The organism is Nostoc sp., from assembly GCF_041747015.1.
Lineage (GTDB): Bacteria > Cyanobacteriota > Cyanobacteriia > Cyanobacteriales > Nostocaceae > Nostoc.
The window spans coordinates 1-15,262 of record NZ_JBGTFY010000283.1 but is presented as its reverse complement, the minus strand read 5'-3'; the positions used below and the strand labels follow the sequence as shown (position 1 = coordinate 15,262).

The window sequence follows — 15,262 nt, the reverse complement described above, 5'->3', positions numbered from 1 at the left end:
TAAGTGTGAAAAAACCTAGTTATGTAAAAAAAATAACTAGTCCGACGCGTTAGTGAACTAGTTTTTAAAGAAATCCTCTTCTCATGCCATGAGTATTATTACTCATCCACAAATAGTAAAAACTGCAAAAGTATAGTTATTAACTCAGCCGTGCTGAGTCATTTTTCATGGTTTAGTCTAAACTCAAGAAATAAAGATCAGAGACTTAAGTGCAAGTCGGGACTCATGGAAAATGAAAGCACTAGAATCGCCTAGCTGTTTGAAGATTTAATGTATCAACAACCGCTAAATATATTTTTTTTGTTAAGAATTAGCTATATATTAATTTTTAAATAATTACGTTAAAAAAAAGTATAATTTATTCAAACTTTAAGTTGATAGTGTAAGCTATTTATGTAAGTGTAATTCTAGCAAAATTCTCTTAACCACTTGCGCTCATATGACTATAGGAGGTACACTACAAAGCGTATTATTTATTTTTGAATATTCCCTTAAAGATACTAGACGCAGTTCCTAAAGGATTGAGTCTATTACATTCCAACCAAACTCAAGCGATAGTTTTTAACTGAGATTTTCTTTGATTAGTAAAATCTCCAAAAATATTTAATGTGCTTTATACTATTTATGTCTCTTGACTGTAGCCCGCCCGAAGCAAGCTTTTGAATACTGGAGGTCAACCGATTGAGATTGAGGCTACCCCGGAGGTCATACCCCAGAATCGCGAAATTCTAGGGTAACAACACCGGGTTTTAATGCACATTATGTAAACCTCTGATTAACCTTATATGGTTAATCAAGTAGCGCAGTTGTGGTCTTTTTGCTGTCAGGCTTTGATCACACAACTGTTACGGATCGCGCTCGCCCATAATTTACAACTCAATGCAATAAGATACAATTATGTCACACCATTTGATTAACGACAAGGCTGTCAAAAAGCAGGAATGTCTGAAATTAGTGTTTTAAGGCTTTTTCAGCCTTATATCTTCATTAAAGAGCAGGAAAGCTAATTTTCATTCAGGATATTTTCCTCATAAGCGGAAACAAAGCTTCTATTCAAAATTGGTGAAAATGCTTACTTTCTAAGCATTTTGAATTTTTATTTTTGCAAAAAGTTGCTATAGGTTTACATCAAAGGTGTTTTGACCATCCTCTTTGCCGACAACTTTACTCTAAGGAAACTGAGAATTTCTTCAGTGAAAATACGGTATTCAAACAACTTTTTAATTAAGTTTTGTAATCAATTTTGGAATCTGATTCAGAGCGATAACTAAATTTCGTCTTGGAGGTTAGAAAATGCCAGAAGTGATTTCTGAGCAATATATAGGTGAAAGATTCTTGCAAGCATTAGGTGTAAAGCTTTCAGAAAAAGAATTACAAAACTTTCTGGCAGCAATGGAGATTATGGAGCCACCAGTAGCAAAGCAGTTCTGGCAATCTACACAGACGAATCCTGGCATCTACATGATCCTGACAGGTAAAGTCCGACTGTTAGATAGCTCTGAAAATTTAATTACTACCTTTGGTGCATGGTCTTTTTTCGGCGAGTTGACTTTGTTTCCCAAAGCTAACTTTAGTCCTTACGTAGTCAGAGCTTCGACAAGCTTAAAACTTGGGTATTTTCCGCAAGACGTATTGCAAACATTGATAGAGAAGTATCCTAGCATTGGCGATCGCCTTTTTGCCCGTGCAGAACTTTGGGATTTGCTGTTGTTATGTCGCCAAATTTCCCAATTTCCGTGCCACACTTCCCAATTTCCAGGAATGCTCAAAGCCTTGTCTCTGTTTGAGCGGCATCAGCTTGAAACTGGTTTTGTAACTCCACAAATATCCCAAGATTCTCAGTTGTGGCTATTGTACACAGGCAAACTGCGGCATTCTGAGGGTAATTCTTTAACACCAGGCACAATCTTTGTCCAACCGAAACAAGGTGCTTGGCAAGCAACGCAACCAACAATTGCTTACATTCTGAAAAATGACGATCTGCAAACAGCACTAGAATACTTGCCGGAGTTGGGGGAATGGGGAGTCGGGAGTCGGGAAAAAATTTCTCAATCTCCAAAAGCCAAAATTATTCCTTTTCCCCAAAAAGAGAAGGAGTCACAACAACAGCCAAAAAAATCACGTTTTCACTTTCCCAGTCCAAAAGTGCAAGTAGGGCATTGGTGGAAACGCGTCACCAAGAACTATCCCTTCTATGCTCAACAAAGCGCAGCCGATTGCGGTTCTGCTTGCTTGGTGATGATTGGTAACTATTGGGGCAAGCATTTTAGTATCAATCGTCTGCGGGATATGACCAACATCACCCGCAGTGGTGCATCTCTGAAGGCTATGGCAGCAACAGCAGAAAACCTGGGTTTTGCCACCCGTCCGGTGAAAGCTACTCTTAATAAATTGGCAGAACAACCTTTACCTGCAATTGTCCATTGGGAAGGCAAACATTTCATCGTTGTCTACGAAATCACAAAAAAGCGGGTGATTATATGTGACCCGGCTCTTGGCCAACGCAGCCTGACAAAAGCTGAATTTCAAGCAGGTTGGAGTGGTTATGCATTGTTACTGCAACCTACAGCCCTATTAAAAGATAGTAAAAGCGAAAGTACAAGCTTCTGGAAGTTTTTTGAGTTAATCAAACCTCACTATCGGACACTACTAGAAATCTTTATAGCTTCGGTATTAATCCAATTATTCGGACTGGTAACGCCAGTATTTACCCAGTTATTGCTCGACAGAGTGCTTGTGCAACGTAGCGTTACAAACTTAAACGCCATTGGTTTCGGGATGATTGTTTTTGGATTGTTTGGTGTCGCTGTGAACGCTGTACGACAATATCTTCTATTTCATACTGCTAACCGCATTAGCATCGCCCTACTCGTAGGTTTTATTAAACATACCTTCCGCTTGCCCCTTGCTTATTTCGAGTCGCGTTACGTTGGGGATATAGTCTCGCGCATCCAAGAAAACCAGAAAATTCAGCACTTCCTGACTGGTCAGACACTCTCCATTGTGCTGGATATGCTGACATTGGTGGTTTATCTGGCCTTGATGTTCTCCTATAGCTGGCGGATGGCATTATTCGTGCTGTGTACTGTACCGCCATTTTTTATTCTGGCACTGGCTAGCACAAATATTTTGCGCCGCATCTCCAGAGAGATTTTTGATGCAGGCACTAAAGAACAAAGCTATCTCATTGAATCTCTCAGCGGAATTCGTACCGTCCGCTCATTGTCAATTGAGCAGACTGTGCGCTGGCGCTGGGAGGAGCTGTTAAATGATTTGGTTAAAAAAGCCTTTAATGCTCAGATAATCGGTAATCGCCTGCAAATTATCAGTGGCGTGATCCAAACCTTTGTGAATACTGCATTGTTGTGGTACGGAGCGACCCAAGTAATTAATGGCGAACTGACTATTGGACAATTAGTTGCTTTCAATATGTTGGTGGGTAACGTCTTGAGTCCTTTCCAGCGGCTATCTATGCTGTGGAATGAATTGCAGGAAATTGTGATTTCCACCGAACGCATAAATGATGTTTTGGAGGCAGAACCAGAAGAAGACTTAGAAACTAAACTCCGGAAGTCGTTGGGTAAATTGCACGGTAACATTCGCTTTCATAACGTAACCTTTCGCTATCACTCAGAAAGTGACACTAACGTCCTAGAAAATCTTAACTTTGAAATCCAGCCGGAACAGATGGTAGCTGTGGTAGGGCGCAGCGGTTCGGGGAAAACAACTCTTAGTAAGTTGATTTTAGGTTTATACCCACCGACAGATGGCAAAGTACTGATTGATGGTCGTGACATTACGAGTATTTCCTTACGATCGCTGCGTTCTCAAATCGGTGTTGTAGACCAAGATACTTTTCTGTTTGGTGGGACTATCCGCGAAAACATTGCGATCGCTCATCCAGATGCTTCTTCAGATGAAATTATCCAAGCTGCAAAATACGCCGGAGCCGATGAATTTATTCAAAAACTACCGATGGGTTATGAATCCCAAATTGGTGAAGGCGGCGGTATGCTCTCTGGTGGACAACGCCAACGTCTAGCGATCGCTCGTGCTTTGCTCGGAAATCCTCGGTTATTACTGTTTGATGAAGCCACCAGTCATCTAGATTCCGAATCAGAGCGAATTATTCAAAATAATCTCAAAACAATTCTCAAAGGCCGCACAAGTGTAATCATTGCCCATCGCCTCTCTACAGTCCGCAACGCTGACTTAATCTTGGTTTTAGATCAAGGCGTTTTGGTAGAAAGCGGTACTCACGACGAATTAATCACCAAAAAAGGTCATTATTACTATCTGAATCAACAACAACTAGCTCAAGTTAGTTGAAATTTGGGCAATTCAAAATCTAAAATTCTTACTCCCCACTATTATCGGAAATAAAACTATGCCAAATCCCAATAGATCATCCCCAATTTCCCAAGATGAGCCAGATGAATATCAAAGTTACACACAACAAGAGAAATCTGTAGAGTTTGACGAGCAGACAGATGCAGAAAATGACAGTCAAGATTTGCACTACGGTACTGAAGGATTGCTCAATGCCTTACCTCGAATTTGGACTCGTGGTTTGTTGTATGTACTCATAGCTTTTGCTGGTTTGTTCTTACCTTGGGCTACTTTCTCACAAGTAGATGAGACTGGTAGCGCCAGAGGGCGTATGGAGCCTAAAGGCGCAACTCAAAAATTAGACTCTCAAGTTGGTGGGAGCGTCAAAGCAGTTATGGTCAGAGAAGGAGATACAGTTAGAGCCGGTCAGATTCTACTGGAACTGGACTCTGATCTGCTGGAAACGGAACTCCAACAAGTCCAGAGCAAATTGCAAGGGCTACAAAATCGGCAATCCCAACTGGAACTGCTCAAAAATCAACTCTTAATGTCAACGAATCTCTTAGAGCAACAAAATAAATCCCAAGAATTAGAAAAAATAGCTCAAGTTAACCAGGTGCAGCAAAACCTGGATGCCAAACTGAGTAGCTATAACCTCCAAAAGTTAGAAAAACAAGCATTAGTTAAGCAAGCAGAGCAGCAGATTTACACCACTCGTGACGATCAGCAATCGGCTAAAACACGTTTGAGTATAGATTCTAGGCAAGTTGAACGCTTTAGCAAACTCGTTGAGGATGGCGCGGTTTCTGCAACCCAAATTGATCAACTCAAAAAAGAACAACAAGAAAGCAAACGACTCTATAACAGGGCTATATCAGATATTAAACAAGCACAATTGCGCTTGGTGGAAGAGCTAAATCGTTATCAAGTAACTATCAAGATGTTGGAGTCTGATATCAAACAAGCAAAACTCCGACTGCAAGAAGAACAAAGTAGCTATAAAAGTGCCATGCAAGCCGGAGAACTGGCTGTAATGAAAAATCAAGAACAACTAAAGGACTTACAGACACAAATAATAGCAGTGCAATCAGAAGTGGCTCAGACTAAAAGCCAGATTATATCTACAAGACTTCAGATGCAACAACGAATGGTGCGATCGCCAATTAATGGAGTGATTTTTGAATTACCTACCACTAAGCCAGGAGCGGTAGTTCAAGCCGGTCAAAGGATTGCCCAAATCGCCCCCAAGTATGTAGACTTCGTACTCAAAGCTAATATGCCTAATCAAGATAGCGGTTTCTTGAAGGTAGGAATGCCAGTTAAGGTTAAGTTTGATGCCTATCCCTTCCAAGAGTACGGCATTGTGCAAGGGAAAGTTACTTGGATTTCTCCTGACTCGAAAGTTAGCCAAATACCCCAAGGCAACGTCGAAAACTATGAGCTAGAAATCACCTTAGAACAGCAGTATGTCCAAAGTGACAACAAGCGTATTCCATTAGGTGCCGGTCAGACTGCAAATGCTGAAGTGATCATTCGCCAGCGACGCGTGATTGACTTTGTTTTAGATCCGTTCAAGAAACTGCAAAAAGGCGGTTTAGAGGTTTAGTCAGAGCGATCGGGTGATTGAGTGCTGAAGAAGAGTTTTTCCAATGCCCAATACCTAATGCCCACACCCCTAATTATTGGAAATATTTATGTTATGCCCCACAATCTGACCATTTCCAGTTCAGATATCATTCACAGTCTCAAACTCTCCTGTCAGATACCTGATGTTGTGGAAGCGATCGCATCGCAAAGCATTATTGCTGAAGCAGCTCAAGAGGCAGGAATTACAGTTACACCAGAAGAATTACAGCAAGAAGGAGATGATTTACGGTTTGCCAAGAAGCTTGTTAAAGCTAAAGAAACCTGGACATGGCTAGAAAAACACCATCTATCTGTGAATGAGTTTGAAGAATTAGCCTACAACAACATCCTTTCGCGGAAGTTAGCGAATCATCTATTTTCCCCTCAACTCGAAAAGTCCTTTTATGAACACCAACTAGATTATGTCGCCGCCGTTACCTACGAAGTCGTCTTCGAGGATCGGGACTTGGCTTTAGAGCTTTTTTATGCCCTAGAAGAAGGCGAAATCAATTTTCCTGAAATCGCTCGTTTATATATCCCAGAAACAGAACTCCGCCGTGCTTATGGATATCAAGGACTCCGATACCGCAAAGATTTTCGTCCAGAGATTGCAGCGGCTGTATTTGCTGCTGCACCACCACAAGCTCTCAAACCGATTACGACATCCAAGGGAGTGCATTTAATTTGGGTGGAAGAAGTCATTCAACCCCAATTGGATAAACAGTTGCGCCAAAAAATCATTACAGAATCCTTTTCTGACTGGTTAAAGCAACAATTCAGCGCTATGAAAATAGGTATCCCCTCAATATTTCGGGGAAAGAGTTATTCAGGCAGCCATGACAAACCAAAAGAATTGAGAACAGATTTTTCGAGAATAATAGTCGCCAAAGGGGGAATATTCCCAACGTGAGAAATGCGGTCACGGATATACTCAAAAAAGCTAATTCCCAACTGACGAGTAGTAGCAACAAGAGACATAAAAGTATCCCAAGCCTTAGTACCTTCTAGAGTTTGAGTGGCATAACTAATATTACGTCGCTGCACCATCGTCCTAGCAGCTAACTCCGCCGGATTATTATGCAAAGGCAATTCAGGATGCTCTAATACTAAAAGCAACTCCGAAATTTTCAGCAGCGTTAATTGTTTTCGCTCATCCAACTGTTGATAACCGCTTTTAGTATCGAAAAGTTTCCAAAACTCAGACTGGAGTTTTTCTGCCATCTGTTGACTGGGTGCATCTTTGTAAGCCAGCAAGTCTCGGTAGTAATCCCAGAAATCATCCAGGAATTTATCAAGAGCTTTTTGGTGACAAGCAACATAAGGAGTCAACTTTTTATAATGTCGTCCCTCATGTACCCAACACAAAGCAATATTATCAGTCAGTAGCTTGAACTGAGGAGCATCATCACAAACCAGAGTTTGCACCACTGGCCAATCAGTTTGTTGATGATAGAAAGCAATCGCTGCTGCTTCTATAATTCGAGTCCGGTGTTGAGAACCTAGTTTGGGTAGATATGTATCAAGTAAGGCATTAAACTCTGCTTCACTCAACACAGTTTCTTGAGGTAATAGTTTCAGAGCATTTTTCCATTTAGTCGGGATTTGGAAAGTCTCCAGTAAGTTATCTGTAAGTTGATTGAGAATCAACTCCAGTTCTGTGGCATTTTGCAATACTTTTACTACACTCAATCTATCTTTCTTGGCAGTGGTCAGATAGATTGTATATAAAGGGTTGCAGACTACATTGGTGGTATAGTTCACCCCACCAACCCGCGCACCAGTTTGGTCAAAGTGCTGCCAATGACTGCTCTCTAGTCCCGAGGCATATACTTCATCTTTCTCGCTTTCAAAATCAGTGTGGTTTTTAATCAGTAGGTTCGATAAATATCCGGCTGATATGGATATCCCAATATCTTCTAAAAACTCTAATAATTTACCTTGGGTCATGTTGCCCCCATAGTATAGGCTCATCACCAAAGCTTTTATTCCAGGACCGAATTCTCCTTCGTAACCGCAAGGCAGTTCTGCTAAATAGGTTTTTCCCACTGAAGGTGAGTAGTATTTCTCTTTCCGGAATAATACGTTGTCCGTTCCCAAGGTGATGTCTTGAATGATTACTTCTTGATAGCCTTTAAACTCTGCGTCTGCTGGCAGTAACTCAAGGGGATATTCCAGTATTTGTTCTCTATTTATTTTAATCGTCTCGTTCTTACTGCCTTTATTGTGCTTTTTTGGGGTCTGTCGTTCTTTTTCTGATGAGTGATTGTTGGTAAACCCTTTCTTGTTGCCTTTGATGTCTGGTTGACCTTTTTCTCCTTTCAGGCGGTTGTTTTCATCTTTTAACTGTTGATTTTCTGCAAGTAATTCTTTGACTTCTGCTTGCAATTGCTCTATTAGGTTTAGTAATATTTCTACTGTCCGACGCATTGATTCGTCTGCAATCCCTTTTGGCTCGATGGTTTGCAGTATCTCTTCTCCCCATTTTTTACTCGAATCTAGCTTTTGCGTCATGTCTCATATTTTATGATATTGCGTGTCCCTCGCTGACTTTATTTTTTTTCCTACCCCTACTTATTGAGCCGATACAATTAATTTATCCTAATCTTAATCATTATTACGTATTCGTTGATCAGCCATCTGTAACACGTTACAACTACTCCTGTTAAGGTGTACTAAAAAAAAGAGTACATTTAGGAATGTAACGTATGTGTAGCAGAAGTTTTAATCGGATCAGTATAGAGGTTTTTCATGGGTGGAAGCTTTGTTCTGGCGTTGTTTTTCAGCTAGAAGACGGGCTGTAGAGACATGAGGCCGATTGGGTTTTCGTTCTCGTGGTGGTCGTGTTTTTTGACACCTCTAGAACTAGAAGCAAAACATTTGAGGTCAACTTGAGCCGCCCATTGCTTTAATAGTTCGGAGAATGCCGATAAACTCAGACTGGAGATAAACTGCCATTCTGGTTCAGGAATTGCAATCATCATCCCTGTGTAGGTACTTTGTATTTCTTCAACCAAATAATAATTAGAAATGCCAGCATCAATTTTTCCTTAACCATGAACACTTCGCAGAGCGGCTTTAATTACAGATAAAATATTGTATGCGACTAAAGCTGTACAAAAATTGATGCGAAGGATGTAGGAAGGTGGGTTGGTAACTCTCCAGAAATTATTTACAAGCATTACGCAGGTAATAAACGTAACCTACAGGTGTCAGAATTATAAATTTGAGAATTTACGCACCAGCATCATAAATACTCCCTTGCCCAGAGTAGTTCTCATAAATGTGCTGATAAACTTCCTGACATTTCTGTTCATACAGTTCAGCAGAATAACTCTGGGGTAACTTATCCAAATTATCCTTAATTGCCACTTCTACTGATGCTCTGGTTTGCTGTCTCTTCTTCCAATCCAAAACTAACTTCTCTTGTTTGAGAGTTTTCAGTAATTCTTTGGCAACTTGTTTAACTTCCTGTTCTTCTTGCTTGGTGAGTTGAATTTGTGGTTTAGTCAGCAAGTCAAAAATTGCTAATTCTTCTTCAGTGAGATTTTGCGCGATCGCTCTTTTATCTTCAACACCCAATTCCTGAGCAAAGTTAATCAAATCATTGAAGAATATCTGCACGTTGCGTGAGTCAGCATTGTACTCTGCAATCATCTGCTGGAATTTGTCTAAGTAGTCGATGCGTGTTTTATTTAACCTGAACATCTGCTGGACTTTTTGCGCGATCGCAGTTTTGAGTTTTTCGGTTTCTGTTCTCTGGTAGTCAGTACTAGCAAATTTATTTTTTAACGTTTCAAAGTCGATTTGACTTAAGTCGATGCGTTGAGAGTGGGATTCCTGAATGACAAACTCGCCAGCAGTGATGGACAAATTCAACAGTTCTTCTACTTGTTCCATCACTTCCGACACATCAACTTCTGGTACTTCTACCATAATTTGCTCTTTGATTGTCTGCAAGTGAGCATTGATAGCCGTAAACCCATTGGCAGCAGGATCTGGGAGAATCGCTTTGTAGAGTTTGTTAACGTTAGCTGCTAGGGAGAGATAAGTTTTTTTGGCATCATCATTAATAATGATGGATTCCACTGCATCTGCCCAAAACTTGGTGCGTGGAAAACCTTGTGCTGACTCCAGAACAGTAAAATCAATGCCTTTTTGGGTACAGAATGCTGTTGTTTCTGCGATCGCTTCTCTCAATTGTGCCACTAAAGCAGTTTTCGCTTTAACTGGAGTATCTCCTTCTTGAATCCCGCCTCCAGATGCGGAACCATAAATAGTTAGTGCTTTCTGTAAATCTCGGAAGACACCAATGTAATCAACAATTAAACCATTGACTTTACCAGGGAAGACACGATTTGCTCTGGCGATGGTTTGCATGAGAGTATGATTTTTCATCGGTTTGTCTAGGTAAATAGTGGAACAACTGGGGACATCAAATCCAGTCATCCACATAGCGCAGACAAAGATGATGCGTAGAGGATGAGATGCATCTTTGAATTTTTCATCTAGTGGCGGAGATTCATTCACTAACCTTTGACGATGAGGAGTGATATTTAATTGTTTTTGCCCAAATGCTTCTACTTCATTTTGCGATTGAGATATGACTACTGCCATATCTGTTTCTGACATATATTTAATAGTGACTGATAATTTTTTAAGTTCAAATTCACTTAAATTAGACTCAGCAAATTGATTTTTTAATTGTTGCAGGTATTGTTGCCAGTGGTGCTGGACTTTGTTGTACATTTTGACAGCAGTAAATCTGTCAATGCTGACAATCATTGCTTTCCCCTGATATCCTCTACCCAAAAAGTGGCTGACAATATCTTGAGCAATTTTCTCTAATCGGTCATCTCTGGTAATTAATTGATATTCTCTTGCACATTGTCTGGCTAATTTCTCCTCTTCTTCCTCATCCATTGTTGCTGATTCGATGATTTCTGCTATATCTTCATTGAGTGCATCATTGGTGAGTTGCAATTCGGGAATTCGGTTTTCATAGTAGAGGGGAACTGTGGCGCTATCTTCTATTGATTGGCGGAAGTTATAAATGCTGATGTAATCACCAAAGGTTTTTTTGGTTTCTTGCTCTCCTAACATTAGAGGTGTACCAGTGAAACCAATGAATGCTGCATGAGGTAAAGCATTCCTCATGTTGAGCGCAAATGTGTCATACTGACTGCGGTGTGCCTCATCTGCAATGACGATAATATCTGACCTATCAGAAAGTTGGGGGTAGGTTCCGCCTTTATCAGTACGGAATTTTTGAATCATCGTAAAAATGTAGCGATGATCTTCTTGCAATAGTTGTTTGAGGTGTTCTCCACTACTGGCGCGGACATTTTTTTCAATTTCTGTCACAGCACCAGCATAAGCAAAGTTTTTATAGATTTGTTCGTCTAAATCTTCTCTATCGGTGATAATTACAAATGTCCAGTTTCCATAGAGTTTTCGCAGGATTTTTTGGGAGAAGAAAACCATTGAGTAACTTTTACCGCTACCTTGGGTATGCCAAAATACTCCTAATTTTCCTTGATTGGTTTTGATTTCCTTAACTGCGGTAACTGTTTGGTTAACACCTAAATATTGATGATTTTTAGCAACGATTTTTACTAAAGTGCCTTTGGCAGCGTAAAAGAAGATAAAATTTTCAACTAGATCCAGTAATTTGGTAGGTTCACAAGTACCTCTAATAATCGTGTCTAGAGAAATTATTCCTTCTTCTCCTTCTGAGTTTATCTTCTTCCACTCAGCGAAATGTTCCCATTTGGCAGTTAAGCTACCAATGCGACTTTTTATGCCATTGGAGAGGATGATAAAGGCGTTGTACAAGAACAATTGCGGGATAGTTTGCTTGTAATCTGTGAGATTATTTTTATAGGCAAGTTCCAAGCGTTGGTGATGTGCTTTGAGTTCGATGAAAATTAAAGGTAAACCATTGACAAACCCGATTAAATCTGCTCTTGTGGTGTAAATTTCTCCTGTCACCCAGAATTGAGACGCGAGAAAAAAGTTATTGTTTTCTGGGTGATTCCAATCAATGACTTTGACTGTTTCTGCTTGTTCTTCACCCTCATCATTTTTAAAACTGACTTTTACCCCATCTTTGAGGAGTTGATAAATTTCTGCATTCGCATTGGCTAAACTCAGCGTGCTTCTGTCACGAGTTAATTCTTCAATGGCCAGTTGGATAGCTTCTGCGGGTAAGTCAGGGTTTAAATTTTGTAAAGCTAACTGGAGTTTGGGAATTAAAACTACCTCACCCTTTGTCTCTCTTCCCAGTGTGCTGTTTGTACCAAAGGTTTCATGGTAACAATTGGCTGTTTCCCATTGCAGTTGAGAGAATAGTTCAATGGTGGCATTCTCTAGTGCTGCTTCTGAGTCTGGGTGAGGTGGATGCATACGTATGGAGTATAGATTTACTCCATTTTTAACTTAAAAATTCTGTATTTAGGAATTGCGCTGAATTGGTAAAATTCTGACTTTTGCCTTTGCTTCATCTACTGTTACCAAAGCACCCATTTCTAGTTCCTGCTGAAATTGACGCAAGGCATTGATAACTAAATTACCTAACTTAGCTGGTAGGATATCTTGCGATCGCACTTGAATTACACTAGGTGCATCAGCTTGAGTCATTGCCAGCAGTGTACCAAAATCTAAGTCATGGGTGAAAACAATGTAGTCGTTTGTCAGTGCCCATGCCATGATTACTTTATCTGTAGCACTGGGATTACCAATTGTTGACCAGTGGACAGCTTCAAAACCCGCACTTTCTAAGACTGGAACCCAGTCAGGAGAAAGATTCATATCAAGTAAAATTTTCATGCGGAAGCAAGGGGTACTTCAATTTCTTCTACCCGCCATGCAGCATAAGCTAAAGCTTCATAAATGTCCTCGCGTTCTAGGTATGGGTAAGCTTTGAGAATATCTTCTGGGGTATGTCCTGCTGCCATTAAACCGACAATTGTACCTACAGTAACACGCATACCTCGAATGCAAGGTTTGCCACCCATGATTTCTGGGTTGAATGTGATTCTTTTTAGTGGTTTCATAAAATGATTACTTTAATTCTGCTAATGAGCGAATGGCTAATACTGCATCGCTGGGCATTTTTTCTACTGCTGACATAGGAACAGTAAAAACAGCGATAGATTCACCTGCTGCATTAAACACTTCTAATATATAACCATCTTCACCACCGCTTGGATGAGTCACATAATCAATTAGCATAGCGACATCACCCTGTTTGAGGTTGTATTCTGGGAAATCACGACACAGAGCGACGTACTGATATAGTTCCAATTTCATCATCATTAGTCCTTCTTTGGTTTCAAGGTAATAAAACGAAAGCTTCCGTCATCTTTTGATTCTAGCCAAACTGTAATAACTACTAAATTTTGACCATTGACTCCTTGTAAATATCCCGCAATGGTGTAAAAAGTTCCATATTCATTAGTATTATCTTCTACGGCTTCATTTGTGGTGGCTAGCTGTCGAATAGCTGTCAATAAATCTTCTGGGTTATTTTGTGTAAATCCTGCTTGGGCTAAAAATTTTGATTTATCATCTTTGATGCGGGGAACTAAAAGATAATGGGTAAGTTTTTCTTCGGGAATGATGAGATTATCGGGACTTTTCACAATTTAGTTTTTATCTGATTATGTTTAATTGGTTAAGTTGCTATGTCCTCTGTGGTGATTTCTAGGTGTTCTACGTCGATTTCTCCTGATATAAGTTTGGGGAGGAATAAGTCACGGGTTTGGCGGAGGTTAAAGTTTTTAATTTCTAAATTACTAATTTGTTCAAATATTGGAGAAATAATTTGATGAAATAAATTCAAAATTTCTGTTCCGGGGATTAACAAATCTAAGCTTTCAACTTGTGTAGGGCTAATATTTGCCTGACTTGCAGCACCTGATGCCATTAAAGCAATACTTCGCCTTCTATCTTCCGAAGATAATAGATAAAAAAGGTATGATATTTTACACCTCTCTGGATTCGTGATGAAAATTTTTCCTGCTCTTTGATTTAACAGACAGACTTTTTTACTTTGTGAATAAACATCTACTCTGCCAACAACAGAATTAGGTTGAGTAAGATGTGACCCAGTGAGTGATATTAGCAAGTCTCCTCTTTTAATATGATATTTACTATTTAAAGATAAAAAACTTGAATCAACACACTGAATATCAGAAATATCAACTGTCCCATTACGAATATTTTTAATTTTAATAACTGGTATGCCTTCATCCTGAAAGTCTTTACTTTTGAAAGCAAAACCTGAAATTACTTTGGCTACATCACCTAATTTTCTTACCTCGCACCCTTCAGGGATTAACCCCAATTCAGAATCAAGCATTTTGGTGTGTTCATGACCAGGGAAGCGGAATTTGACAAACCACTCATGGTAGAGGGTTTGTGCCATTTCTTCTAATATTTTGATGCGTCTTGTGTTGTTTTCTATTAGGTCATCATACGCTGAGAGTATGCCAGCGATTTTCTTCTGCGTGGGGAGAGAGGGAAATGGTACTGGTAATTGTGCAAGCTCACTACCGCGAATTCCTGCTGCTGCAACCTGCATTACAAGAGATTGGACATTGGCTTTGCCCATAGGAGAAGTAAAATAATAGTAATAAAAAAGCGGTGTTGCCTTTGTAGGGTTAAGTCTTACTCTTATCAAATGTGATTCAAAAGTTGTGATTTCAGGTGTTTCTAGAACGATTGAACATTTTCCAGCACCTGCTGCAACTAAAGATTGCCTAGCAAATAGTAAATCTCCTGTTTTTAGGTTATACTTTTCTTTTTCTAACTCATTCATGGGTACAAGCTCCATAAAAGGATTTCGTATCCTGTCATAAGTAAATATTTCTCCCATGTTGACCATTTTATATCCTTTACCTCTTACTCTTTTAGGTCTATTCAACCCATTTTTAGAAGGCTCTAGATAAAGTTCAACAAACAATATTAATTTCCACTTATTCATTATTTAAATTACGTAAAATACGACAAAAATACAAAATTTTTGTAGGGTGTGTTATGCCGAAGGCTAACGCACCATCCTAGATTTTCGGTGCGTTAAAACTAAAGTTTATAACGCACCCTACCAGAACTCAAACTCGAAAATTTATTTCTCATCTGCAAACAAAAACTCTAAATCTCTATTACCACCTATACTTTTGCAGTTTTTACTATTTGTGGATGAGTAATAATACTCATGGCATGAGAAGAGGATTTCTTTAAAAACTAGTTCACTAACGCGTCGGACTAGTTATTTTTTTTACATAACTAGGTTGTTTCACACTTAATA

At 39.6% G+C, this 15,262-nt stretch carries 11 protein-coding genes; 3 read left to right on the top strand and 8 right to left on the bottom strand.

Features of this window, described 5'->3' with window-relative positions:
* Window positions 1-1,293 precede the first annotated feature (1,293 nt).
* The 3 genes from ACEW80_RS23425 to ACEW80_RS23415 all read left to right on the top strand — a co-directional run bounded on the left by ACEW80_RS23425 (window position 1,294) and on the right by ACEW80_RS23415 (window position 6,865).
* Entirely contained in the window at window positions 1,294-4,329 is a 3,036-nt protein-coding gene (locus ACEW80_RS23425) for a peptidase domain-containing ABC transporter (protein ID WP_373528892.1), read from the top strand.
* Window positions 4,330-4,387: 58 nt separating this feature from the next.
* Window positions 4,388-5,935, top strand: a complete 1,548-nt coding sequence (locus ACEW80_RS23420; RefSeq protein ID WP_373528891.1) for an HlyD family efflux transporter periplasmic adaptor subunit — start codon at window positions 4,388-4,390, stop codon at window positions 5,933-5,935.
* 93 nt (window positions 5,936-6,028) lie between these two features.
* Window positions 6,029-6,865 carry a peptidylprolyl isomerase gene (locus tag ACEW80_RS23415; protein ID WP_373528893.1) on the top strand — a complete coding sequence of 279 codons (837 nt, stop codon included), beginning with the start codon at window positions 6,029-6,031 and terminating at the stop codon, window positions 6,863-6,865.
* On the opposite strand, the gene ACEW80_RS23410 is transcribed toward ACEW80_RS23415, so the two are convergent.
* The 8 genes from ACEW80_RS23410 to ACEW80_RS23375 all read right to left on the bottom strand — a co-directional run bounded on the left by ACEW80_RS23410 (window position 6,778) and on the right by ACEW80_RS23375 (window position 14,938).
* Window positions 6,778-8,466, bottom strand: coding sequence for a transposase (locus ACEW80_RS23410; RefSeq protein WP_373528890.1), 1,689 nt, complete (start codon window positions 8,464-8,466; stop codon window positions 6,778-6,780). The genes ACEW80_RS23415 and ACEW80_RS23410 overlap by 88 nt on opposite strands.
* Window positions 8,467-8,738: 272 nt before the next feature.
* A complete protein-coding gene (locus ACEW80_RS23405; protein ID WP_373528889.1) occupies window positions 8,739-8,969 on the bottom strand; it encodes a hypothetical protein in 231 nt (76 codons plus the stop codon).
* Between the two features lie 217 nt (window positions 8,970-9,186).
* Complete coding sequence (locus ACEW80_RS23400; RefSeq protein ID WP_373528888.1) at window positions 9,187-12,357, bottom strand: type I restriction endonuclease subunit R; 3,171 nt, start codon at window positions 12,355-12,357, stop codon at window positions 9,187-9,189.
* Window positions 12,358-12,405: 48 nt separating this feature from the next.
* Window positions 12,406-12,780: a DUF5615 family PIN-like protein gene (locus ACEW80_RS23395; RefSeq protein WP_029630729.1), complete on the bottom strand. Its 375-nt coding sequence runs from the start codon at window positions 12,778-12,780 to the stop codon at window positions 12,406-12,408.
* Entirely contained in the window at window positions 12,777-13,007 is a 231-nt protein-coding gene (locus ACEW80_RS23390; RefSeq protein ID WP_069350048.1) for a DUF433 domain-containing protein, read from the bottom strand. Before ACEW80_RS23390 ends, ACEW80_RS23395 begins: the two co-directional genes overlap by 4 nt.
* Window positions 13,008-13,014: 7 nt before the next feature.
* Window positions 13,015-13,269, bottom strand: a complete 255-nt coding sequence (locus tag ACEW80_RS23385) for a DUF4926 domain-containing protein (protein ID WP_373528887.1) — start codon at window positions 13,267-13,269, stop codon at window positions 13,015-13,017.
* Window positions 13,269-13,595: a DUF6883 domain-containing protein gene (locus tag ACEW80_RS23380; RefSeq protein ID WP_373528886.1), complete on the bottom strand. Its 327-nt coding sequence runs from the start codon at window positions 13,593-13,595 to the stop codon at window positions 13,269-13,271. The genes ACEW80_RS23385 and ACEW80_RS23380 overlap by 1 nt, the downstream gene beginning before the upstream one ends.
* A gap of 32 nt (window positions 13,596-13,627) precedes the next feature.
* On the bottom strand, window positions 13,628-14,938 hold the full coding sequence (locus tag ACEW80_RS23375) for a restriction endonuclease subunit S (protein WP_373528885.1): 1,311 nt from the start codon (window positions 14,936-14,938) through the stop codon (window positions 13,628-13,630).
* Between the last annotated feature and the right edge of the window lie 324 nt (window positions 14,939-15,262).